This is a genomic window from Magnetospirillum sp. 15-1 (genome assembly GCF_900184795.1).
Taxonomy (GTDB): Bacteria; Pseudomonadota; Alphaproteobacteria; order Rhodospirillales; family Magnetospirillaceae; genus Phaeospirillum.
This window is the reverse complement of record NZ_FXXN01000026.1, coordinates 391,974-412,272: the sequence shown is the minus strand read 5'-3', so window position 1 is coordinate 412,272 and position 20,299 is coordinate 391,974. Positions and strand designations below refer to the sequence as shown.

Below are 20,299 nucleotides of genomic sequence, written 5' to 3'. Positions count from 1 at the left end.
TCCGTCGTCATGGAGTCTGGAGGACGAGACATGAGCACTTCCACCGTCAAGACTGCGCCCAAGCCCGCCGAGATCGGCCTGGGGTCGCTGGTATTGGGCACCGGCCTGACCGTTGCTTCGCTGATCCTGGTTCCCGCCCTGTCGCAGAGCCTGGGGGTGGGCCCCAGCCTGACCGGCGCGCTGCGCGTGGTGCTGATGAAGGCGGCGGCCCGGGTGTGATGCGCAAATCCGATACGTTCCTGCTTCTGTCGGCGCTGTTGCTGGTCCTGTTGGGGGCCAGCTTCGCCGATGCCGCGCGGGGGCTTGCCCGCGAGGGTCCCGCGCTGGAACGCAAGGCCGAGATGGTCGAGAGGCTGGGTCTCACCGACCTGGTGCTGTTCACCGAGGCCCGCTACACCCGCCACCCCAGCCAGGCCGACCTTCATTCCGCCTTCCAGGATCACCCCTTCGCCATGGATCACTTCCCCACCGGATCGTTGCTGCCGCCGCCCATTTGGAAGGGGCGGCCATGAGAGTGTGGCTCAATAAGCAGCGCAGCCTGCTGGACTTCAGCCTGTCGTCGCTGTCGCGCCGGCGGGGCAAGACGCTGGGCATGCTGGCGGTCTATACCGCCATCGTCTTCGTGCTGGCCTCGGTGATGCTGTTCTCCCACGCCATCCGCCGCGAAGCCGCCACCGTGCTGGCCAAGAGCCCGGAAGTGCTGGTCCAGCGCATGGTGGCCGGGCGCCACGATTTGATCCCCGCCCGTCATCTGGAGGCCATCAAGGGCATCCGGGGCGTTCAATCGGCCGAAGGGCGGCTGTGGGGGTACCTGTTCGACCCGGCGGCGGCGGCCAACTACACCCTGATGGTGCCGACCAATCCCCGCATCGAGCCGGGCAAGGTGGTGATCGGCGACGGAGTGGTGCGGGTGAGGAGCGCCGATCCCGGCGATCTGATGAGCTTCCGCGCCCATGACGGCTCCCTGGTCCAGTTCAAGGTGGACCATGCCATCTCGCGGGAATCGGCCCTGGTGTCCGCCGACCTGTTCCTGGTGGCGGAAGAGGACTTCCGCCGTCTGTTCGGTATCCCGGCCGGGATGTTCACCGATCTGGCCGTGTCGGTCCGGAACCCGCGCGAGGTGGGCAAGATCGCCGAGAAGATCGACGCGGCGCTGCCCGATACCCGCATCATTCTCAGAGACGAGATTCTGCGAACCTACGAATCGGTGTTCGACTGGCGCGAAGGCATGCTGCTGGTGCTGCTGGCCGGCTCGATCCTGGCCTTCGCCATCTTCTCGTGGGAGAAGGCGTCCGGCCTGTCGGCGGAGGAGCGGCGCGAGATCGGCATCCTCAAGGCGGTGGGCTGGGAGACCAGCGATGTCATCCGCCTGAAGATGCTGGAAGGCCTGGTGGTGTCGCTGTCGGCCTTCCTGGTCGGCTATCTGCTGGCCTATGCCCATGTCTTCCACCTGGGCGCCGGGCTGTTCGAGCCAGTGCTGAAGGGCTGGGCGGTGCTGTACCCCAAATACCGGCTGACCCCCTTCGTCGATGAATTGCAGGTCGCCACCCTGTTCTTCTTCACGGTGTTTCCCTACACGGTGGCGACCGTGGTGCCCATCTGGCGCGCCGCTATCGTCGATCCCGATCAGGTGATGCGATGATCCATCTCACCGACGTGCGAAAAGCCTTCAACCAGGGCAAGAGCAACGAGTTCTGGGCGCTGAAGGGCATCGACCTCACGGTCAGGGCCGGCAAGGTCACGGTATTCCGGGGACCCAGCGGTTCGGGCAAGACCACGCTGCTCACCCTGGTGGGCTGTCTGGCACGGCCCACCTCGGGCCGGGTGCGGCTGCGCGACCGCGACATTTCCGGCCTGCCCGAGCGGTTCCTGACCGATATCCGCCGCTCGACCTTCGGCTTCGTGTTCCAGCAGTTCAACCTGCTGAAGGGCATCAGCGCGGTGGAGAACGTGATGATTCCGGCCTATCCGCTGGGCCGCGACCCCAAGGAACTGAGCGAGCGCGCCCATGCGCTGATGGACAGCCTGGACATCGGGCCAAAGGCCCAGTCCAACGCCGAATGGCTGTCTGGCGGCGAGGCCCAGCGGGTAGCCATCGCGCGGGCCTTGATCAATGACCCCGAGGTGGTGATCGCCGACGAACCCACGGCCAACCTGGACAGCGAGCGGTCCAGGCAGTTCCTCGGCATCGTCGAGACCCTGAAGCAGGCGGGCAAGACCGTGCTGATGACCAGCCACGACCCCATGGTCTGCGACACGGCGGTGGTGGACCATGTGGTCTGCCTGCGCGACGGCCAGTTGGTGGAGAGCCACTGAACCATGGTGTTCCAGCCCGCCATCATCGCCCTGCTGCTGGCCTCGGCCATCGGAACCCTGATGGTGGTCGCCTCCGTGCCGTTCGCCATCAATGTGCTGCGGCGCTGGGATACGGCCAGCGGCTCCGAGGCCCAGTTGGAGATGGAAAAGCGCACCTATCTGGTCTCCACCCTGCTGGTGGTGGTGCTGGCCTCGGAACTGGCGTCGCTGGTGCTGTTCGTGTTCAACGCCGACCGCATGTCCTCGCTGTTCGTCGGCGCCATGTGCGCGGTGGGCACGCTGAACGTCAACGAGTTCGGCTTTCCCACCCTGTACCTGAAGATCGTGGTGTTCTTCGCCGCCGGGGTGTGGCTGGTGCTCAACCACGTGGACTCGCGCGGCTACGATTATCCGCTGGTGCGGGTGAAGTATGGGGCGCTGCTGGCCCTGGCGCCGCTGATGGCCGGCGCGGCCGGGGTGCAACTGGCCTATTTCCTCGGCCTGCGGGCCGACGTCATCGCGTCGTGCTGCTCGACCCTGTTTTCCGGCAATACCCAGGTGACCAGCGACAAGCTGGCGACCATGGCGCCGGAAGCCGCCCTGTCCCTGCTGGCGCTGGTGCTGGGAGTGGTGCTGGTCCTGGGGCGCCGGGTGCTGAAATCCGGAAAGGGCGCCATTCTTTACGCCCTGGTGTCGGGGGTGGCCTTCGTGGTGGCGCTGGAGGCGGTGGTGGCCGCCATCTCGGTCTACATCTACGAAATGCCGCAGCACCACTGCCCGTTCTGCATCCTGAAGGGGGAGTACGGCCATGTGGGCTACGCCCTCTATCTGCCGCTGTTCGCCGCCACCGCGCTCGGCCTGGGCGGCGGCGTGGCGGCACCCTCGGCGCGCATCGCCAGTCTGGCCGAGGCGGGGCCGCGCATGGTGCGCCGCTGTGTCGGCGCCTCCATGGCGGGTTTCGCCCTGTTCGCCGCGGTGACGGTCTGGCTGATCGTCCGCTCGCACCTGATCCTGATCGAGCAGTCGCCGGTCAACGCCATTCTGCTCAACCTGTCCGGAGGCCAGCCATGAGAGCGTTCCGCCTGCTGGCCGTCCTTCTGCTGCTGGCCGCCTGCGGCGAGTCGGGCGGCAAGGCCCCCCATGTGGGCGACGCGCCGCCCGCCTTCAAGCTGAGCACCCTGGACGGGGGAGCGGTGGATTATCCCGCTCAGCTATCGGGCAAGGTGGTGGTGCTGCGCTTCTGGGCCACGTGGTGCCCGTTCTGCAAGGACGAGATGAAGATCATCCAGACCGTCTGGAGCCAGTCCCGCGACAGGGGCCTCGAGGTATTGGCCGTCAATGCCGGCCAGGAGAAGGGTGACATCGACGGCTTCATCGCCAAGCTGGGCGTTTCGTATCCGGTGCTGCTGGACCCCGGGTCCAAGGTCACCCGCCAGTACGGCGTCACCGGCCTGCCCATGACCCTGTTCGTCGGTCGCGACGGCAAGATCAAGGGCCGCATCCTGGGCGAAACCGACGAGGCCACCTTCCGCCGCAAGGTGGAGGAGTTGCTGTGAGCGAGGCGGAGACCTGCGACCTTTGCGGGCTGCCGGTGCCGAAGGACGGCCTACACTTGAAGGCCGGGGAAAAGGACATGGCCTTCTGCTGCGAGGGCTGCCGGGGCATCTGGATCATGCTGAACCCGGATGCCGTCAAGGATAAGGGCCAAGGACAAGGGGATAAAAAATGATGAACGACGACACCAACCATCTCGGACATGAACTTGGAAAGGGGGCTGTTATGGCTGTGGGATATGTGGCGGGCAAAAGCCTGTTCGGACGTCTGCTGGGTCATCCGGTGGTGATGCTGGGGGCGGGAATCGCCATCGGCTATCTCGGCTTCAAATACCGCAAGGAGATTACCGCCGCCGTGGCCAAGGCCAGCGACCTGGGGCGCGACATGGCGCTGAACGCCAAGGAGAACCTCGCCGATCTGGTCGAGGAGACCCGCGAGGCCGAGGAAGCCAAGGCCAAGGAATAGCGGGGAGGCTTCGCCATGATTGGTGGAAGGGGCATGATCGGAGTAAGGGGGAAGGCGGCCCTGGCCGCCCGCGAGGCCCGCGCCAAGGTGCTGTGGCAGGCGATGACGGTGCGTCATCGCTCTGCCGGCCATGTGCGATTCGATCTGCCCGAACCGCTCCGCACGCCGCAGGCGGCGGCGGTGCTGACCGCCGGGCTGGAGGCCATGGAGGGCGTCTATCGCGTCCATGTCTTCACCGGTGCCGGCAAGCTGTCCATCCGCTGGTTCGAGGATGTCTCTCCCCTGGCCGATATCGCCCGGAGGCTGGCCGGGCTGGTGGGCGAGGCGGTGGACCTGGACCGGGTGCCGCCGGCCCCCGACGAGGAGCCGGTGGCACCGGGCTGGCTGGACCGCCTCAAGGCGGCGGCGCCCGTCCGCGCCGTGCGGCGGCGCTATGACGATCTGAAGGCCAAGGCCGACGTGGTGCGCCAGATCGTCGCCATCAAGACCGGCAAGCCGGTCCAAGGCGGCGTCGATCTGCAGGAATGGATCATCCATTTCTGCAACGATCTGGTGGCCTTCTACCTGATCCGCCAGCACTGGGACCGCATCATCGGCCAATGGCTGCCGCGTCCCTGGGCCTTCCGCTACCAGTGGATGACGGTGTTCTACCTGACTTTTCTGCTGGTCCGTTATCGCAAGGGCGCCATTACCAAGGTGAAGAAATGACCGGGACGGTCCAGGTCGTCCACCAGTTGCGGCGCCGGGTCCGTGTGGTGGTCCCGGCGCTGAAGGGCGAGGCCGAGCGGCTGTGCCTGCTGGAAATCCTGTTGCGCAAGCATGCCGCCATCCGCGAGGTGCGGGTGGTGCCCGCCTTGGCCTCGCTGGCGGTGCGCTTCGATCCGAAGGCGATGCCGGCCGAGACCCTGCTGCGCCTTATCGACACCGTGGCGGGCAATGTGGCGCGGGCGCCGAAGCAGGCTCCGCCCCCGGCGACGTGTGACGAGGGCGAGGTCGGTGAGGTCAGCGTGGCGGTGGAGGGCATGACCTGCGCCTCGTGCGCCGCCCTGATCCAGATGAGTTTGAGCCGTGATCCCATGGTGCGCTCGGCAAGCGTCAACTATGCCACCGCTACCGCCACGGTGACCGGAAGCCTGGATCGCCCGGCGCTGGAGGCCCGCATCGGGGCGCTGGGTTATCAGGCCCGGCCCATGGATACGCTGTCGCAGCGCCGCATGATCGTCGAACGCGAACGCCAGCACGTGAAGGATGCCAAGCGCCGCGCCTTGGCGGCCTGTCTGCTCAGCCTGCCGGTGATGGTCATCGGCATGGCCATGCCCCGCTCGCGGCTGTGGCATGTGGTGGAATTCGCCCTCGCCACCCCGGTGGTGCTGGGGGCCGGGCGGCCGTTCTTCACCCGCGCCGCCAAGCTGGCCCGGAACCGTACCGCCAATATGGATACCCTGATCGCGCTGGGGGCCGGGTCGGCCTATGGCCATTCGGTGGCCTCCATGCTGGCGGGAAGGCATCACCTCTATTTCGAGGCGGCGGCGGGCATCGTCTCCTTCGTGCTGCTGGGTCGCTGGCTGGAGGAGCGGGCCAAGGGCAAGGCCGGTGACGCCATTCGCCGGCTGCTCGACCTGCAGCCTCCCACCGCGATTGTTGTCCGCGACGAAATCGAGGTGGTGGTGCCGGTGGACGATCTGGCGGTGGGCGACATCCTGGTGGTGCGCCCCGGCGAGCGGGTGCCGGTAGACGGCGGCGTCGTGAGTGGCCGCACCACCTTGGACGAATCCATGGTCACCGGCGAAAGCATGCCGGTGGTCAAGGGGCCGGGCGACGCGGTGATCGGCGGCTGCATCAACGGCGCCGGAAGCTTCCGCATGCGCGCCACCGCCGTGGGTCAGGATACGGTGCTGGCCGGCATCGTCCGCATGGTCGATCACGCCCAGGCCGCCAAGTTGCCGGTGCAGCGCATGGCCGATCGGGTTTCCTCGGTGTTCGTGCCGGGCGTCGTGGCGGTGGCGGGGGTGACCTTCGCCACTTGGCTGGCCGGAGGGGCGCGCTTCTCCACCGCCCTGGGCAATGCCGTCTCGGTGCTGCTGATCGCCTGCCCTTGCGCCTTGGGCCTCGCCACCCCCACCGCCATCATGGCCGCCACCGGCCAGGCGGCGCGGCGCGGCATCTATATCCGCAATGGCGAGGCGCTGGAAACGGCGGCCACTCTGACGGTGCTGGTGTTCGACAAGACCGGCACGGTGACCGAGGGCCGCCCGGTGGTGTCCCATTTCGCGGCCCAGCCCGGCTTCGATCCGGATACGGTTCTGGCCCTGGTCGGCGCCGCCGAGGCCGGGTCCGAGCATCATCTCGGCCGCTCGGTGGTGGATTACGCCCGTTCGCGCGGCATCGAGCCCCAGGCGGCCGATGACTTTTCGGCGGAGATCGGCCGAGGCATCCGCGCCCGCGTCGGTGGGCATGCGGTGCTGGTGGGCAGCGCCTCCTTCCTGGCGGCGGAGGGTGTCGCCGTCCAAGTCCCGGCCCTGGCCGGGCAGACCCCGGTTCTGGCCGCCATCGACGGTAAATTCGCGGCCCTGTTCGGCGTTTCCGACCGGCCGCGCCCCACCTCGGCGGCGGCCATTGCCCGCCTGCACGATCTGGGGGTGCGCACCGTCATGGCGACCGGCGACGTGGAGGACGCGGCGCGCGCCATCGCCGCCGAGGTGGGCATTCCCGAGGTGGTGGCCCAGGCCTCGCCGGCGCGAAAGCAGGAGATCGTCGCCCGGTTACGGGCGGCGGGCGAGGTGGTGGGAATGATCGGCGACGGCATCAACGACGCCCCCGCTTTGGCGGCGGCCGACGTGGGCTTCGCCATCGGCACCGGCACCGACGTGGCCATCGAGGCGGCGCCGGTCACCCTGGTGGGCGGCGACATCGCCAAGGTGGCCGAGATGATCGAGCTTTCCCGCAAGACCATGCGCATCATCCGCCAGAATCTGGTGTGGGCCATGGGCTACAACACCATCGCCATTCCCGGCGCCGCGCTTGGCGAACTCAGTCCCATGGTGGCGTCGTCGGCCATGGCGCTGTCCTCGGTGTCGGTGGTGACCAACTCGCTCCGGCTGCAGAAGGACAGGTAGGTGGAAGGCGAAATCGACTACACGCTCGCCTTCATGGCCGGCATCCTTGGCAGCGGCCATTGCGTCGGCATGTGCGGCTCGCTGGTCTCGGCCTGCTTCGTGCGCATGGGCGAGGCGGGGCGGGGCGCGGTTCCGGCGTTGGCCTATCACGGGGCGCGGGTCTCCATCTATGTGCTGGTCGGCCTGCTGGCCGCCGCGCTGGGTCTCGCCCTGGTGTCCACCGGCATCGTCGGCAAGGTCCAGGGCATCTTGCAGATCGTCGCGGGCGTGGTGGTCATCGCCCTGGGCCTCGACATCCTGGGCTGGCTGCCCCGGCGGTTGCCGCTGATCGGCATGCCCATGCGGACCTTCGGAAAATACTACTTCGCCACGGCCGCCAAGGGCTCGGCGCGGGGCGCCGCCATGGCCGGGCTGATGAACGGGCTGATGCCTTGCGCGCTTACCCTGGCGGTGGCGGTCAAGGCGACCGCGGCGTCCGAAATCTGGCAGGGCGGTCTGCTGATGCTGGCCTTCGGGTTGGGTACCCTGCCGTCCATGCTGTTCGTGAGCTTCGTGCTGGGCCGCCTGGGGGCCGCGGCACGGGGATGGCTGCTGAAGGGCGCGGCCATCGTGGTCATCGCCCTGGGCGCGGCAACCCTGATGCAGGGCCTGCGCTTCTTCGCGGTGATGAAGAACTTGTCCAACTGGTGAGTTGTCTTGGAGAGGAGAACATAATGAACCGTCGTAAGTTCCTGGCCGCCGGTACCACCTTGGGCCTGGCCGCCACCGTGGCCGTTCCCGCTTTCGCCGCCGAGGGCGACGGCACCCCCATGCAGTTCATTCCGAAGAAGCCCAAGGACCCCACGCCGCTGGTGGACGAACTGACCAAGTACCCCAAGTGTCCCTATTGCGGCATGGACCGCAAGGAGTACCACTTCAGCCGCCATCTGGTTCACTACTCCGACGATCTGGTGGACGGCACCTGCTCCATCCACTGCGCCGCCGTGTCGCTGTCGGTCAATCTGGACCGGGTGCCCAAAGCCATCTACGCCCCCGACAACGGCTCGGGCGAGGCCATCAAGCCGCTGACCAACGCCGAGGCCGCCACCTATGTCATCGGCGGTGATCACAAGGGGGTCATGACCAAGAAGCCCAAGACCTCGTTCGCCTCCAAGGTGGCGGCCGAGGCCGCCAGGGGTGACGGTGAACTGGCCGACTTTGACAAGGCCCTGATGCTCACCTACATGGGCATGGCCGACGACACCAGGATGATCCGCATGAAGCGCGACGAGCGCCGCCGCAAGATGATGGGCGAGATGCACAAGGGTTGAAACCCAACGGAGGGGGCCGTCCTTGGCCTCCTCCGTCTTTCCAGGAAAATGTCATGCGTCTGATTGCCGCCCTACTGCTGTCCCTGGTCCTGCTTGCCGCAAAGGTGGAGGCGGGCGAGGTCGTGGTCGCGCCACCGGGCCCAAACAGCGTCTGCCCGGTCTGCGGCATGTTCGTCGCCAAGTATCCGGAATGGGTGGCCGCCGTGGTGTTCAAGGACGGCCACACCCATTATTTCGACGGGGCCAAGGACCTGTTCAAGTTCATGCGCGAGGTGGGGAAGTTCGATTCCGGCCATTCCGCCGCCGACATCGCCATCGTGGCGGTCACCGATTATTACGGGGTGAAGACCCTGGACGCCCGTGGGGCGTTCTTCGTGGTGGGCTCCGACGTGCTGGGGCCCATGGGCCACGAACTGGTGCCGCTGGCGTCAAAGCAGGATGCGGAAGAGTTCATGGCCGATCACAAGGGCAAGCGCATCCTGACCTTCGATCAGGTTGGGGTGGAAGTGTTGAAGACCCTCGATAAGGGCGGGGTTAAGTGAGGGCGCTTTCCGTTTCCGAAGACCGGATGTGGGATGCGGTGGCCGCCGATCTTCGGGACCCCGCCCTCGGCGAGGCATTGAGGCGGCGCCACGGCCTGCTGTCTCCCTGCGCCGTACTGCTTCCTCCCCACGAGATCGAGCGTCTGGAGCGGGCGGTGCGGGCCCTGCACACGGCCTTCGCCGATCCCATCCTGGTCGAGGCGGCGCTGGAGATCGCGCGCGGCGAAGGCCTTCCCGATCACGGCCTGGGCGGCTGGATGCTGGGCTTCGACTTTCACCTGACCGCCGAGGGGCCGCGCCTGATCGAGATCAACACCAATCCCGGCGGCATGCTGGCGGTGGCGGTGCAGGCCCGCGCCCTGGCCGCCTGCCGGCCGGAACTGGGCGAGGCCCCCGAGGTGGAAGGCATCGCGCTCGACGCTTTTCGCGACGAATGGGAGCGTCAGCGCGGCGAACGGCCGTTGGGGCGGGTGGCGATCATCGACGACGATCCTTCCAGCCAGTACCTGGAACCCGAATTCCTGCTCTACCAGCGCCTGTTCCAGCGGGCCGGCTATCAGGCCACCGTCCTCGACCCGGACCAGTTCCGGCCCGATGCGGTGGACATGGTCTATAACCGGCTGGTGGATTTCAGTCTGAACTCCCCGGCCCATGCGGTGCTGGCCGAGGCGTGGCGGGAGGGGCGGACGGTGGTCACCCCCGATCCGCGCGCCCACTTCCTCTATTCCGACAAGCGGGTGATGGCGCTGCTCTCCGACGAGCAGGCGCTGCGCTCCATCGGGGTGCGGTCCGATATCGCCGCCAATGTGGCCCGGGTGGTGCCGCTCACGGTTCCGGTATCGGCGGCCAATGCCGAAAGCCTGTGGGCCGAGCGCAAGCGCTGGTTCTTCAAGCCCGCCAAGGGCCACGCCGGCAAGGCCGTCTATCGCGGCGAGAAGCTGTCGCGCTCCACCTGGCCGACCATCCTGACCTCGCCCTATGTGGCCCAGCATTATGTACCGCCGTCGCGCCTCAATCTCCACCATGTCGGAGCCGAGCTCAAGGTGGATATCCGGGTCAACGCCTGGCAGGGACGGGTGGTGCAGATGGCGGCCCGGCTGTACCAGGGCCAGACCACCAATTTCCGCACTCCCGGCGGCGGCTTCGCGCCGGTGTTCATGGCCTGACCGGCCGTTACCGGGTGGCCGAGGCCCGTTCCGGTTCGGCTTCGGTCTCGGCCATGAGGCTCCGGTTGTAGTCGGGGGCCAGGACGATGTTGGTATAGGTCCCGTTGCCCGAAACATAGCTGTAGGAATGCTCCATCTCGGCCGGAATGAAGATCGAGGCCGGGCTTTCCACGGTTTTTTCCTCGGCTTCGAGCTGGACCCGGCAGGTCAGTCCGGTGCCGTCGGGCTGGTCCCCCCAGAAAATGAACAGGCTGTCGCAGTGATGGGCGTGGGAGTCCACGTGGTTCTCGGGAACGATGGCCGCGCCGTGGAGGCCGATGAAGCGCTGGATCACGTAAAAGCTGGTCCGGGGGTCGACGCGGGAATCCATCAGCACCCAGCGCACTCCCGGCCCGTCGCGATGATATTTCAGCTCCGACGCTCCCTTGACGAACGGCTGGCCGATGGACAGGGCATCAAGGGCCAGCGACCGGCCGAGAGATGGCCGTCCCGGCGCGATGGTGCGCGAGCGCCCGACCAGTTGGGGCGGGAAGGCCTCATAGGCTTCGGGATTCCGCCCCACCGCGCGGACATGGTAGGCCGAGGTGTGGGTGAAGGCATTGCGGCCGACCACCGGGCGCAGGCTGTCGGGGCTGTAGCCGGTGGCGAGGCGGACGGCGCGCGCCAGCCGGGGAATCCGGCTGAGGTCGAATCGCCGGTCGCCGCGCAGGCGGAGAAGGCTGACCGCCAGCTCCAGGGAATTGGTGATGCCGGTCCTCTCGCCGATACCGAACACCGAGGTGTCGATGACGGCGGCGCCGGCATCGATGGCGGCCAGGGCGTTGGCATGGGCCAGCCCGAGGTCGTCATGCAGGTGCACCTCGATTTCGCAGCCGAAGGCGGCGCGGGCCCGCGATACCGCGTCACCGCATTGGGCGGGCTCCCAACAGCCGGTGGTGTCGGCCAGACTGATCCGGTCCGCCCCGGCATCGCGGGCGACGCGCCCCGCCGCCTCCGTATCCCGCCAAGGGGTGCGCGAGGCATCCTCGATGGTGAAGCGGACCATCAGGCCCAGGGATTTGGCCTCGCCGATGGCCTCGGCGATCTTCGCTCTGACGAAGGACGCCGGGCGATCGCTGAATTTGGTGGCGAGGCCGATGTCGTTGAGAGACGCCCAGATTCCCACCCAGTGGGCTCCGGCCCGCTTGGCGGCGCGCACTTCCTCCACATCGGCGCGGGCATGCATCAGGATTTCGGCCCGGCGGGCGGCAAGGGCCGTTTCCCGGCAAATCTGCTCGTCTTCGGCGGAAATGCCCGGATGGCCGACCTCGATCAGGTCGATGCCGAACTCCTCCAGCAGATGGAGGATTTCGATCTTCTGCCGGGCCGTGAAGCGTACGCCGACCTGTTGTTCGCCTTCACGCACGGTCTGGTCGATCAGTTTGTAATGGCTGGTCATGGTGAACCCTCGATGTTTGATGTCTAGGCCGGGGAAAGGCGGAGAAAGCCGAGGAGACCGGCGGCGATGATCAGCCCCGCCGGCAGTCCCTGGAAGAACAGCACGGCGATCAGGGTGCCGATGATCACCCCCGTCAGGATGGCCGGATGCCCCGCCAGGATGGCGGTTCCCCGCCCGCCGACGATGGAAACCGCCAACCCGGCCATGACCGCCACGGCGCCCTCGATGCTGAGCAACTGGCGGGCCATGTCGGTCGTGGAGATTTTCTGATTGGCGATGGGCAGCAGGAGGAACAGCAGCAGGAAGAAGATGCCGACCTGAAAGCTGTGCCTTTGCAGCAGGGTGAAGACCGGCCGGCTGTCCAGGACCGCCAGGATCGCCAGCGCGACGGCGGCGGCCATCAGCATGCGATCCTTGGAAATCAGGGACAGCGCGGCGATCGCCACAAGGGCGGCGACGGCTTGAAGCATTGACTTTCCCCCGGAAAAAGGAGGGGCCGGCCGCGCATGGCCTCCGGCCCCTTGGTGGCGCGGATCACAGGCGGGTGTTGTCCCAACTGCCGTCTTCGGGAAGAACCGCCTCGACCATGTGTTCCTTGGCCAGATCGATCCGGACCAGCCTGGGGCCGATCACCGGGTCGAGGCCGGGGCGGCGGACGATCAGCTTGAAGGCCTCGAAACTGGCCAGTACGCCGACGATATTGGCCACCGGAGCCAGAACCGCCCAGGCCGCCTCCTTTTTCAGGTAGGCCTCGCCCCATTCGGGCAGGGCGCCCTGGGACACCGAATAGGCGGCCCGGCCGTCCTTCAGGGCTCCGACCCGCTCGCGCATCTCGGGCGTCAGCGGCTTGCCGTGGGAGGGGTGGCGCAGCACCAACTCGTAAGGCATGGAATCGGGCGTCAGCGACATCACCCCGCCGCGGAACGGCGGCGTGACGGCGATCCACACCGAGGGAATGCCCAGCTTGGCCGCCGCGCGGTGAATGATGACGCGCGACACCAGGTTGTCGGTGGCGTCGATCACCACGTCGCAATCGGCCAGCAGGTCGGCGGCGTTGTCCTCGCCGACGAAGGCCTGGGTGACGCGAAGCCTGATATCGGGATTGATGTCGCGCAGGACCTCTCCGGCCACCACGGCCTTGTCCTCGCCCAGCCGGCTGACCGAGCTCAGCATCTGGCGGTTGATGTTGCTGGCCTCGAACTGGTCGCGGTCGATGACGTGGATACTGCCCACTCCCATGCGGGCCAGTTGGATCAGGGCGATGCCGCCGACCCCGCCCGCGCCGACGACGGTGACGCGGGCCTTGTTCAGCCGGGCCTGCTCCTCGTGGCTGATGACGCCGAAATTGCGGGTGAAGCTGGCCTCGTAGAGGCTCTTGGTGATGGCTGTCATGATGGTTTCCTTGAAAGAGTCTAAAGGGTGGCGTAGTCCCAGCCGCCCTCGGGCGGGCTGGCGACCCTGACCGGAACCGATGTGTCCAGATCGATGAGGATTCCCTTGGGGGCGCGGGCCAGCGGCTCGCGGCCGGTCAGGATCTGCACCACCTCGTGGAAGCTGAACAGCGACAGCAGATGGGCGCGAACCGGGGTGATGATCCACCCGGCCTTACCGTCGCAATAGTCCTGCGCCCACTGGCTGGGGGCTCCCAGGCCGACCGAGTGCCAGGCGCGGGCCTTCTTCACGTCGGCGATGCGCCGGCGCAGTTCCAGATCGGTCAGCTTTTCGCCCATGCCCGGAAGGTTCAGCGCCTGTTCGTAGGCAATGCCCTGGGGAAAGAAGGTCGAGACGAAGCCCCTGGTCGGCGGGCTGCCCGACATGCCGACGCTGGGGATGCCCAGTTCGCGCGCCGTGCGGTGGATGATCACCCGTGACGGCATGTCGTCGACCGCTTCCAGCACGATGTCATGGCCGCGGATCAGGTCGGCCACGTTGTGCTCGTCCACCTTGTCCTGGACGAAGTTGACCGACATGCAGGGATTGATGTCGGTGACGATCTCCTCGGCGGCACGGGCCTTGGGTTTGCCGAGCTGGCGTGACGACGCCAGCATCTGCCGGTTGATGTTCGAAATCTCGAACTCGTCCGGGTCGATTCCGGTGACGTGGCCGATGCCCATGCGGGCGCAAAGGATGGCTTCGTAGCCGCCGACGCCCCCCAGCCCGAAGATGATGACCCGGGACGTTCTCAGCTTGGCCTGCTCGTCCGGGGTGTAGACGCCGATATTTCTGGCGACCATCTCCCAGTAGAAGGCATCGCGGTCCTTATCCGCGGGAGTTACGGCTTCTGTCGTATTCATATCCTGACACGCCTCAAATTCGTTGCGAGTGCCAGTGACGATATTCATGGAAGCAAATGAGTCAACACTAAGTATTGACGCAAATAAGTTAATGTATTGATGGGTGTTGGCAATACTTATCCATTGAGTGCGGCCATGTTCAATGGCGCGTCCCTTCTGGTTGTGTGTAAAGATCAATATTTTGTTTTGTTTCATGCTCTTGTTGGCCGCGCGCTGCGACTGTTCGCTCGTTTGTATATTTCAAAGGTCTTGGCGCGATGGCCATTGGTCCATCGTGCAGTCCTTTCGTCTGGGGCGGGAAATGCCGCCCGCGCCATGGGGCGGGCGGCAGGCTCTGGGCGCGCGCGGAGAGCGTTCGGGGCGCGATTGTCGCGCCCATGGCGGTTCACCCGTTCCTCGGGCGATCGCGGTTCGGGGGGCTCTTGACCGGGGGCGGCGTCAGATCAGAGGGGAGGCGGCGGTGCCCTGGCCGAATGGGGACTGAAGCCTTGCCCCGGCACCGGCCTGCGCTGGTCGGTGGGCTCGGCTTCGCCGGTATTGGAGGCGATGCGGCGGTATCCGATCCAGTCGGCCATGGGCACCATGGCGCCCGCATGCATCAGCGGCAGACAGAAACCGCAGACGCTTTCGTGGGAGGGCGGCTGTTGCGTCTGGCCGTCCTGGTCCAGCGCCACCATTCCCGCGACGGTACAGATGGTGATGTGATCGGATGGGGGGAATGCCGCTTTGGCCGAGGGCTGGGCGCCACCGGCAACCAGATTGAAGGCCAGCAGCAACAGCCCGAGCCAGGATGCGACCCGCCGGCGAAGCCCGATGGCCGCGCCGGTCGAGATGTCATCGGCTTTTTTGTGCCGGCCTTGTCCGATCCTCATCCGTTTCTGGCCAATGACTCTCTCGCTTGCGCCTCCGGGCCGTTGCCGCAGGATAGTTTCACATCATTAAGATGTTATTTATCCTTTCGCTTCGTCGCCTGCCTGACCACCCCGGTCGCAATCCCCGTCACGGCCAGGGCGCAGACGATGGCCGCTCCCGTGGGCAGATCGAGCGCCGTGGAAACCAGTAATCCCAGACCATAGCCGGCCACTCCCACTCCGTAGCCGGCCAGGGCCGGCCGCCTGGTTCCCTGGGCGGCCAGGGCGGGAACGATCAGCGAGGCGAACACCAGGAACACGCCGACCAACTGTACCGACGCGGTGATGGAGACCGCGAACAGGGCATAGAACAGGGCGCGGCGTTTCCCGAGGTCGCAGCGGGCGGCGACGGCCAGCACCGCCGCCGAGACCAGGGCGGCGGCCATCAGTTGGGTCGGCGTCACCCAGATGATCTGCCCCACCAGCAAATCCTTGAGGTGCTCGGCCCCATGGGGGTTGAAGCTGAACAGGATGATCTCGGCGCTGGCGGCGACCACGAACACCACGCCGATGACGGCTTCCTGCATATGGGCCAGCCGCCGTTCGGTCCAGATCAGGAAGGCGGCGGCCAGCAGGGCGGCGGTCACCGCACTGGCCTGAACCGACAGGCCGTCGGGTTCCCAGCCCAGGCTGTCGGCCACGACCACGCCCAATCCCGCCACCTGCGCGATGGCGAGGTCGATGAAGACGATGCCGCGGTCCAGCACCATGCGGCCCAGCGGCACATGGGTGGCCAGCACCAGCAGACCGGCCAGGAAGGCCGGTCCCAGGATGGACAGTTCAGTGCTTGTCGGCATGGGCCAGCAGCCTTCCGATGGTGTCGTCGTAAAGGGCGATCAGGTCACCGGCCTGATCGGTGCCGCCGACGGTGAAGGGCAGTTCCACCGCCGGAATACCGGTCTTGGCGGCGACGAATTCCGACGGCTTGGCATCCTGGTAGGCGGCGTAAAGGATCATGCGGACATTCTTTCCGGGCAGCCCGTCGATGATCCCCGCCAGATAGCCGGCGCTGGGTGGCACGCCGGGCTTGGGTTCCAGGGTGGCCGCCTCGGTCATTCCCAGCCAGTCCAGCAGATAGCGCCAATCCCTGTGCTGGACGGCGACGGCGCTTCCCCTGAGGGGAGCCGCCTCGGTCGTCCAGCGCGCCATGGCGGCGTCGAGGCGGGCGCGGAACGCCCGCTCGCGCTCCCGGTACAAGGCGGCATGGCCGGGATCGATCTCGGCCATGCGCAGGGCCAGGGCGATGCCCACCGCCCGGATATTGGCGGGCGCGGTCTGGATGTGGGGGTTGCCGGCGGCATGCACATCTCCGTCGGCCCGGTCCAGACGGGTGGGGATGTCGAGCAGCCGGACGGCGGAAGCGGCCTCGAAATAGCCGGGGCTGCCGGGCTGAACCTTGGCATTGGCGCCCTGGCGCAGCAGTACCGGCATCCAGCCGATTTCCAGCTCGGCCCCGGTGCAGACCACCAGATCGGCGGCGCGCAGGCGGGCGATCAGGGCGGGGCGGGCCTGGATCTGATGCGGGTCCTGCCGCGCGGTGGTGGCGGTGAAGACGTCGGCGGCATCGCCGCCGATCTCGGTGGCCAGCGCCCCCCATTCCGGCTCGCAGGCGAAGACGTCGAGGGCGTGGGCGCGGCCGGCGGTCAGCAACCAAAGCAGGCCGGCGATGATCAAACGGTGTCGCATGGAAGCCTCCTCAATAGGCATGCGCGCCATGAGCCCCGAAGCTCACGGTGTATTGCAGGATCAGCTGGGGATCGGGCTTGGTGGTCGAATGGTCCAGGTTGCCCTGGAGCCGGAAGCGGCCGAACTCGCTGGTCGAGTAGTCGAGCATGACGCTCTGGCGCGAGCCCACATGCCCCTGCGGGTCGAGGGTGGTTCCCGCCAGTTCGTCGCCGACGGCGCTGGCCCAGACCCGGTCATAGCGGATTCCGGTGCGCCATTGCGGCATGAATTGCCAGATGGCCTGGGTGTAGAAGCCCTGCTGGCTGGTGTCGTCGGCCAGATCGTTGAAGCGGCCGCTTTCGCTGCGATGGAAGTACTCGCCCTGCAGCTTGACGTAGCGGTCGGCGAAATTGCCGTTGGGTGCCCATTTATAGACGCCGTCGACGATGGTCAGGCGGTTGTTGCCGGTAAAGGTGTCGTCGCCGATGGTGCGGCCCTCGGCGCGGGTCCACAGTTCCGACACGCCCACCCGCCACGAGCCGCCCTCGCCGCCCTTGCCGATGTCGTCGCCCATGTGGCCGAAGGCGCTCCAGGTGCCGGCGCCCTTGTGGGCGGAGCCGTTGGCGGGATAGGCGTCGCCCCGGAAGCCCTCGGCTCCCAGTTCGACGAACATCCTGGTGGGGGCCAGCCAGCGGACCTGGGCGCCGTCGTCGCCGTATTGCCCGCCCAGCATGGCGAGATAGGGCAGGGGGGCGTCGGCGAAGTCCCAGGTATGGGCATGCTGCTCGTTGAGGGTGCCGATCCCCGACTTGAAACGCCCGCCCCTGAGGGTGAAGCCGCCGGGCAGGGTGGTGCTCTGGATGAACGCCTCCTCCACCGAGAAGGTGTTGTCGCGGGTATAGGAGACGGTCAGGTTGCCATACAGCGCCTGATCGATATTGGCCGACATGTTGATCTCGGACTCGCCCAGCGCGAAGCCGCGATCCACGGGCTTGGCCTCGGACCCCAGGGAAAAGCCGGGTATCCGATAGGTGGCGGGGTCGCGCTTCATGGTGCTGGCGGTGCCGTTCAACACCACGCCGATGGCGGGGTTGAAGCCGTTGGCCAGGGTGCCGGGAGCCGGTTGTCTGGCGGCATCCTCGGCGGTCTTCCTGGCCGCGTCGGCGGTGGTGGCGGCCTGGGTCGAGGCCGCCTCGGTCTGGGCAAGGCGCTTTTCCAGGTCCTGGATGCGGGCCTCGTAATCGGCGCGCATGCGGGCGACGTCCTGGCGGACCGCCTGAAGCGTGGCATCGTCGGCGGCCAGGGCGGACGCGGGAGCGGCAAGCAGCGCCATCAGCGCCGCCGCCGGAATCGTGCGGGTCTGTCTCATGTGATCCTCTCAAAAGCGGATGCGGCCGGTCCCAGGAGGGGACCGGTACGCGGCTCGGTTTCGATCAGATCGGGGATGGGGGAGCGCGTTGCCGCGGGCGGTCGTTCCTGTGCCTGCCCGGATGGCCGGTTTGCCCCGACATGGGCCAGGGCAAGGCGGCCGGCATCAGTTCGTGGAGGGCAAGGCCGCCCGGCAGGGCGGCGGTCCCGATGGTGTGTGCCGCCTGGCAGATCGGGCAATCATCGTCGCCGTCCTGGCCGGGAAGATCGGAGCCGCCGGCCTGGTGCCAGCCGGCAAGCCCGCCGTCATGGTGGTGAAACGCCGGAATGAGCGTCTGGCCGAGCATCGCCCACACGGCAAGCAGCACCGCCGCCAGATGGCGGCGATTTCCTCCCGCCCATCGGGGGGAGAGATGCCGGAAGACTCTCATGGGGCGATATCCGGACCTTGATGGCATGGGATGATGCGGAAACTCGATATGTTATATCGTAACGTTTACGCGGGAAGGTCAAAGAAGGCCAGCACCAAATTCCAGTCCCCCGCCGGAAGCGGTGCCACCGGCCGGATCAGCCGCTCCAGGCCAGGATATCGGTGGTGTGGCCCGGCGTGGTGCGCCATTGCAGGGCGGGCAGGACGATGACCCGCTGGCCGTCCAGTTCCTCGTAGATCTCCACCACGCCCAATTGCTGCATGCGGGCCAGGGCGGCCAGGGCGCGGCGGGGCGAGTGGCTGCCGAAGGCCTGGGTGATCATGGTGTCGGTGGGGCAGGGCAGCCCTTGCGCGGCGGCGGCGGCCAGACGCAGATAGATGCCCTGGAACTGTTCCTCCAGGCCGTTGGCGACGGTCACCGCCTGCTCCCAGCCGGGCAGGGCGGCGACGGCCGGGGTGACGCCGGCCTGGGCCAGGATCAGCCGGCGCCGGAAGTGGGTGATGTCGAGAACCCGGCCGGGCAGCCGGTGCGTCCGGCAGCGTGCCAGGAAATCGTCGTAGAGGCTCGACACCGAGCGTCCCAGGGCGCTGCTCTCGCTGAACAACTGGTCGAGGACCGTGTCGATGCCGAAGGCGCGATCGGCTTCGGGCGGCGAAGCGGGCCGGGCGGGGGCCGGGGCCGGGGCCGGGACGTCCTCCTCGGCCTGGGGCGGCGTGTCTTCCGCCTGGGCCGGGGCGGGGGCCTCCGCCACCGGAATGGCCTGGGGCGGCGCCACCGGATGGCTGTGCGCCATGGAGGCCAGCAGCGCCTCGGTATCCAGCCCCTTTTCCGGCACATAGGGCGGCGGCGGCGGGGTGTTGGCCTTGAACAGCAGGCCGCGCGCCTCTTCCGGGGTTCGCTCGGGCAGCGGCATCAGCTCGGCGCCGCCCGCATGGCTGCGGGTCTGGACCTCGCCGATGCGGATGGTGATGGAGCGGCGCGACAGGGCCGGGCCGAGGCCGACGAAGCGGCCGCGCTCCAGGTCGCGGAACACCTCGGCCTGACGGCGGTCGATGCCGAGCAGGTCGGCGGCCCGCTGCATGTCGATGTCGAGGAAGGTGCGCCCCATGAGGAAGTTGCTGGCCTCGGCGGCGACGTTCTTGGCCAGCTTGGCGAGGCGCTGGGTGGCGATGATGCCGGCCAGCCCGCGCTTGCGGCCACGGCACATCAGGTTGGTCATGGCCTCCAGCGAGGTCTTGCGCGCGTCGTCGGCCACCTCGCCGGCCACGGCGGGCGCGAACAGCTGGGCCTCGTCCACCACCACCAGAACCGGGGTCCAGTACTGCCGGTCGGTGTCGAACAGGCCGTTGAGGAAGGCCCCGGCGTGGCGCATCTGGCGCTCGGTGTCCAGGTGCTCCAGGTTGACCACCACGGAAACCCGCATCTGGCGGGCGCGGCTGGCGATCAGGCGCATGCCGTTTTCGCTCTGGGCGCCGGCATCGATGACGATGTGCCCGAACACCTGGGCCAGACTGGCGAAGTCGCCCTCGGGATCGATCACCACCTGCTGGACGGCGTGGGCGCTCTGCTCGATCAGGCGACGCAGCAGATGGGACTTGCCGCTGCCGGAATTGCCCTGCACCAGCAGGCGGGTGGCCAGCAACTCCTCGAGCGACATGAGGGCGGGCGTGCCGGAAGGAATCGTACCGAGTTCAATGTCCACGTCTAAAGCGGCCCTGTGCAGGTTGGGGCGCGATGATAGACG

General features: G+C 67.4%; 24 protein-coding genes. 14 read left to right on the top strand and 10 right to left on the bottom strand.

From position 1 onward, the window contains the following. Nucleotides 1-30 precede the first annotated feature (30 nt). Genes CP958_RS17420 through CP958_RS17355 form a run of 14 tightly spaced genes read left to right on the top strand, consistent with a single transcriptional unit; the run spans nucleotide 31 to nucleotide 10,448 of the window. Nucleotides 31-219 carry a hypothetical protein gene (locus CP958_RS17420; protein WP_096703470.1) on the top strand — a complete coding sequence of 63 codons (189 nt, stop codon included), beginning with the start codon at nucleotides 31-33 and terminating at the stop codon, nucleotides 217-219. Beyond that, a complete protein-coding gene (locus tag CP958_RS17415) occupies nucleotides 219-512 on the top strand; it encodes a hypothetical protein (protein ID WP_096703469.1) in 294 nt (97 codons plus the stop codon). Before CP958_RS17420 ends, CP958_RS17415 begins: the two co-directional genes overlap by 1 nt. Further along, entirely contained in the window at nucleotides 509-1,642 is a 1,134-nt protein-coding gene (locus tag CP958_RS17410) for an FtsX-like permease family protein (protein WP_096703468.1), read from the top strand. The genes CP958_RS17415 and CP958_RS17410 overlap by 4 nt, the downstream gene beginning before the upstream one ends. Further along, a complete protein-coding gene (locus CP958_RS17405) occupies nucleotides 1,639-2,316 on the top strand; it encodes an ABC transporter ATP-binding protein (protein WP_096703467.1) in 678 nt (225 codons plus the stop codon). Before CP958_RS17410 ends, CP958_RS17405 begins: the two co-directional genes overlap by 4 nt. 3 nt (nucleotides 2,317-2,319) lie before the next feature. Then, nucleotides 2,320-3,366 (top strand): hypothetical protein, encoded by a 1,047-nt coding sequence (locus tag CP958_RS17400; protein WP_096703466.1) that lies wholly within the window; start codon nucleotides 2,320-2,322, stop codon nucleotides 3,364-3,366. After that, nucleotides 3,363-3,851: a TlpA disulfide reductase family protein gene (locus CP958_RS17395; protein WP_096703465.1), complete on the top strand. Its 489-nt coding sequence runs from the start codon at nucleotides 3,363-3,365 to the stop codon at nucleotides 3,849-3,851. The genes CP958_RS17400 and CP958_RS17395 overlap by 4 nt, the downstream gene beginning before the upstream one ends. Continuing rightward, nucleotides 3,848-4,024, top strand: a complete 177-nt coding sequence (locus tag CP958_RS17390) for a metal-binding protein (protein WP_096703464.1) — start codon at nucleotides 3,848-3,850, stop codon at nucleotides 4,022-4,024. Before CP958_RS17395 ends, CP958_RS17390 begins: the two co-directional genes overlap by 4 nt. Before the next feature lie 50 nt (nucleotides 4,025-4,074). Then, nucleotides 4,075-4,314 carry a hypothetical protein gene (locus tag CP958_RS17385; protein ID WP_242442955.1) on the top strand — a complete coding sequence of 80 codons (240 nt, stop codon included), beginning with the start codon at nucleotides 4,075-4,077 and terminating at the stop codon, nucleotides 4,312-4,314. 15 nt (nucleotides 4,315-4,329) lie between these two features. Next, a complete protein-coding gene (locus CP958_RS17380) occupies nucleotides 4,330-5,022 on the top strand; it encodes a hypothetical protein (RefSeq protein WP_242442954.1) in 693 nt (230 codons plus the stop codon). Continuing rightward, on the top strand, nucleotides 5,019-7,430 hold the full coding sequence (locus CP958_RS17375) for a heavy metal translocating P-type ATPase (RefSeq protein WP_096703462.1): 2,412 nt from the start codon (nucleotides 5,019-5,021) through the stop codon (nucleotides 7,428-7,430). Before CP958_RS17380 ends, CP958_RS17375 begins: the two co-directional genes overlap by 4 nt. Further along, nucleotides 7,431-8,120, top strand: a complete 690-nt coding sequence (locus tag CP958_RS17370) for a sulfite exporter TauE/SafE family protein (protein WP_096703461.1) — start codon at nucleotides 7,431-7,433, stop codon at nucleotides 8,118-8,120. Between the two features lie 23 nt (nucleotides 8,121-8,143). Beyond that, the gene (locus tag CP958_RS17365) at nucleotides 8,144-8,740 is read left to right on the top strand and encodes a nitrous oxide reductase accessory protein NosL (protein ID WP_096703460.1); all 597 of its coding nucleotides are present in this window, start codon (nucleotides 8,144-8,146) and stop codon (nucleotides 8,738-8,740) included. A 53-nt stretch (nucleotides 8,741-8,793) separates the two neighbouring features. Then, on the top strand, nucleotides 8,794-9,282 hold the full coding sequence (locus tag CP958_RS17360; RefSeq protein WP_096703459.1) for a nitrous oxide reductase accessory protein NosL: 489 nt from the start codon (nucleotides 8,794-8,796) through the stop codon (nucleotides 9,280-9,282). Next, nucleotides 9,279-10,448 (top strand): hypothetical protein, encoded by a 1,170-nt coding sequence (locus CP958_RS17355; protein WP_242442953.1) that lies wholly within the window; start codon nucleotides 9,279-9,281, stop codon nucleotides 10,446-10,448. The genes CP958_RS17360 and CP958_RS17355 overlap by 4 nt, the downstream gene beginning before the upstream one ends. Before the next feature lie 7 nt (nucleotides 10,449-10,455). Here the strand turns inward: CP958_RS17355 and CP958_RS17350 are convergent, their stop codons facing one another. The 10 genes from CP958_RS17350 to CP958_RS17305 form a co-directional block, all read right to left on the bottom strand. Continuing rightward, nucleotides 10,456-11,886: a 2-isopropylmalate synthase gene (locus tag CP958_RS17350; protein WP_096703457.1), complete on the bottom strand. Its 1,431-nt coding sequence runs from the start codon at nucleotides 11,884-11,886 to the stop codon at nucleotides 10,456-10,458. 23 nt (nucleotides 11,887-11,909) lie between these two features. Then, on the bottom strand, nucleotides 11,910-12,356 hold the full coding sequence (locus CP958_RS17345; protein WP_096703456.1) for a DUF441 family protein: 447 nt from the start codon (nucleotides 12,354-12,356) through the stop codon (nucleotides 11,910-11,912). Between the two features lie 64 nt (nucleotides 12,357-12,420). Beyond that, on the bottom strand, nucleotides 12,421-13,278 hold the full coding sequence (locus tag CP958_RS17340; protein ID WP_096703455.1) for a ThiF family adenylyltransferase: 858 nt from the start codon (nucleotides 13,276-13,278) through the stop codon (nucleotides 12,421-12,423). A gap of 20 nt (nucleotides 13,279-13,298) precedes the next feature. Continuing rightward, on the bottom strand, nucleotides 13,299-14,180 hold the full coding sequence (locus CP958_RS17335) for a ThiF family adenylyltransferase (protein ID WP_096703454.1): 882 nt from the start codon (nucleotides 14,178-14,180) through the stop codon (nucleotides 13,299-13,301). A 443-nt stretch (nucleotides 14,181-14,623) separates the two neighbouring features. Continuing rightward, nucleotides 14,624-15,052, bottom strand: coding sequence for a DUF2946 family protein (locus CP958_RS17330; protein ID WP_096703453.1), 429 nt, complete (start codon nucleotides 15,050-15,052; stop codon nucleotides 14,624-14,626). Between the two features lie 74 nt (nucleotides 15,053-15,126). Beyond that, nucleotides 15,127-15,888 (bottom strand): metal ABC transporter permease, encoded by a 762-nt coding sequence (locus CP958_RS17325; protein WP_096703452.1) that lies wholly within the window; start codon nucleotides 15,886-15,888, stop codon nucleotides 15,127-15,129. Further along, nucleotides 15,872-16,777, bottom strand: coding sequence for a zinc ABC transporter substrate-binding protein (locus CP958_RS17320; RefSeq protein WP_096703451.1), 906 nt, complete (start codon nucleotides 16,775-16,777; stop codon nucleotides 15,872-15,874). Before CP958_RS17320 ends, CP958_RS17325 begins: the two co-directional genes overlap by 17 nt. A 10-nt stretch (nucleotides 16,778-16,787) precedes the next feature. Further along, complete coding sequence (locus CP958_RS17315; RefSeq protein WP_096703450.1) at nucleotides 16,788-18,125, bottom strand: hypothetical protein; 1,338 nt, start codon at nucleotides 18,123-18,125, stop codon at nucleotides 16,788-16,790. A gap of 64 nt (nucleotides 18,126-18,189) precedes the next feature. Then, entirely contained in the window at nucleotides 18,190-18,555 is a 366-nt protein-coding gene (locus CP958_RS17310) for a hypothetical protein (RefSeq protein ID WP_141400559.1), read from the bottom strand. Between the two features lie 136 nt (nucleotides 18,556-18,691). Then, nucleotides 18,692-20,257 carry an ATP-binding protein gene (locus CP958_RS17305; RefSeq protein ID WP_096703448.1) on the bottom strand — a complete coding sequence of 522 codons (1,566 nt, stop codon included), beginning with the start codon at nucleotides 20,255-20,257 and terminating at the stop codon, nucleotides 18,692-18,694. Between the last annotated feature and the right edge of the window lie 42 nt (nucleotides 20,258-20,299).

What these genes read in the sequence shown, in the direction of transcription:
- CP958_RS17420 (WP_096703470.1), top strand. Translation starts at nt 31, where the DNA reads ATGAGCACTTCCACCGTCAAGACTGCGCCCAAGCCCGCCGAGATCGGC.
- CP958_RS17315 (WP_096703450.1), bottom strand. Translation starts at nt 18,125, where the DNA reads ATGAGACAGACCCGCACGATTCCGGCGGCGGCGCTGATGGCGCTGCTT.
- CP958_RS17360 (WP_096703459.1), top strand. Translation starts at nt 8,794, where the DNA reads ATGCGTCTGATTGCCGCCCTACTGCTGTCCCTGGTCCTGCTTGCCGCA.
- CP958_RS17415 (WP_096703469.1), top strand. Translation starts at nt 219, where the DNA reads ATGCGCAAATCCGATACGTTCCTGCTTCTGTCGGCGCTGTTGCTGGTC.
- CP958_RS17410 (WP_096703468.1), top strand. Translation starts at nt 509, where the DNA reads ATGAGAGTGTGGCTCAATAAGCAGCGCAGCCTGCTGGACTTCAGCCTG.
- CP958_RS17345 (WP_096703456.1), bottom strand. Translation starts at nt 12,356, where the DNA reads ATGCTTCAAGCCGTCGCCGCCCTTGTGGCGATCGCCGCGCTGTCCCTG.
- CP958_RS17375 (WP_096703462.1), top strand. Translation starts at nt 5,019, where the DNA reads ATGACCGGGACGGTCCAGGTCGTCCACCAGTTGCGGCGCCGGGTCCGT.
- CP958_RS17310 (WP_141400559.1), bottom strand. Translation starts at nt 18,555, where the DNA reads ATGAGAGTCTTCCGGCATCTCTCCCCCCGATGGGCGGGAGGAAATCGC.
- CP958_RS17365 (WP_096703460.1), top strand. Translation starts at nt 8,144, where the DNA reads ATGAACCGTCGTAAGTTCCTGGCCGCCGGTACCACCTTGGGCCTGGCC.
- CP958_RS17400 (WP_096703466.1), top strand. Translation starts at nt 2,320, where the DNA reads ATGGTGTTCCAGCCCGCCATCATCGCCCTGCTGCTGGCCTCGGCCATC.
- CP958_RS17340 (WP_096703455.1), bottom strand. Translation starts at nt 13,278, where the DNA reads ATGACAGCCATCACCAAGAGCCTCTACGAGGCCAGCTTCACCCGCAAT.
- CP958_RS17405 (WP_096703467.1), top strand. Translation starts at nt 1,639, where the DNA reads ATGATCCATCTCACCGACGTGCGAAAAGCCTTCAACCAGGGCAAGAGC.
- CP958_RS17395 (WP_096703465.1), top strand. Translation starts at nt 3,363, where the DNA reads ATGAGAGCGTTCCGCCTGCTGGCCGTCCTTCTGCTGCTGGCCGCCTGC.
- CP958_RS17325 (WP_096703452.1), bottom strand. Translation starts at nt 15,888, where the DNA reads ATGCCGACAAGCACTGAACTGTCCATCCTGGGACCGGCCTTCCTGGCC.
- CP958_RS17385 (WP_242442955.1), top strand. Translation starts at nt 4,075, where the DNA reads ATGGCTGTGGGATATGTGGCGGGCAAAAGCCTGTTCGGACGTCTGCTG.
- CP958_RS17330 (WP_096703453.1), bottom strand. Translation starts at nt 15,052, where the DNA reads ATGAGGATCGGACAAGGCCGGCACAAAAAAGCCGATGACATCTCGACC.
- CP958_RS17350 (WP_096703457.1), bottom strand. Translation starts at nt 11,886, where the DNA reads ATGACCAGCCATTACAAACTGATCGACCAGACCGTGCGTGAAGGCGAA.
- CP958_RS17335 (WP_096703454.1), bottom strand. Translation starts at nt 14,180, where the DNA reads ATGAATACGACAGAAGCCGTAACTCCCGCGGATAAGGACCGCGATGCC.
- CP958_RS17320 (WP_096703451.1), bottom strand. Translation starts at nt 16,777, where the DNA reads ATGCGACACCGTTTGATCATCGCCGGCCTGCTTTGGTTGCTGACCGCC.
- CP958_RS17380 (WP_242442954.1), top strand. Translation starts at nt 4,330, where the DNA reads ATGATTGGTGGAAGGGGCATGATCGGAGTAAGGGGGAAGGCGGCCCTG.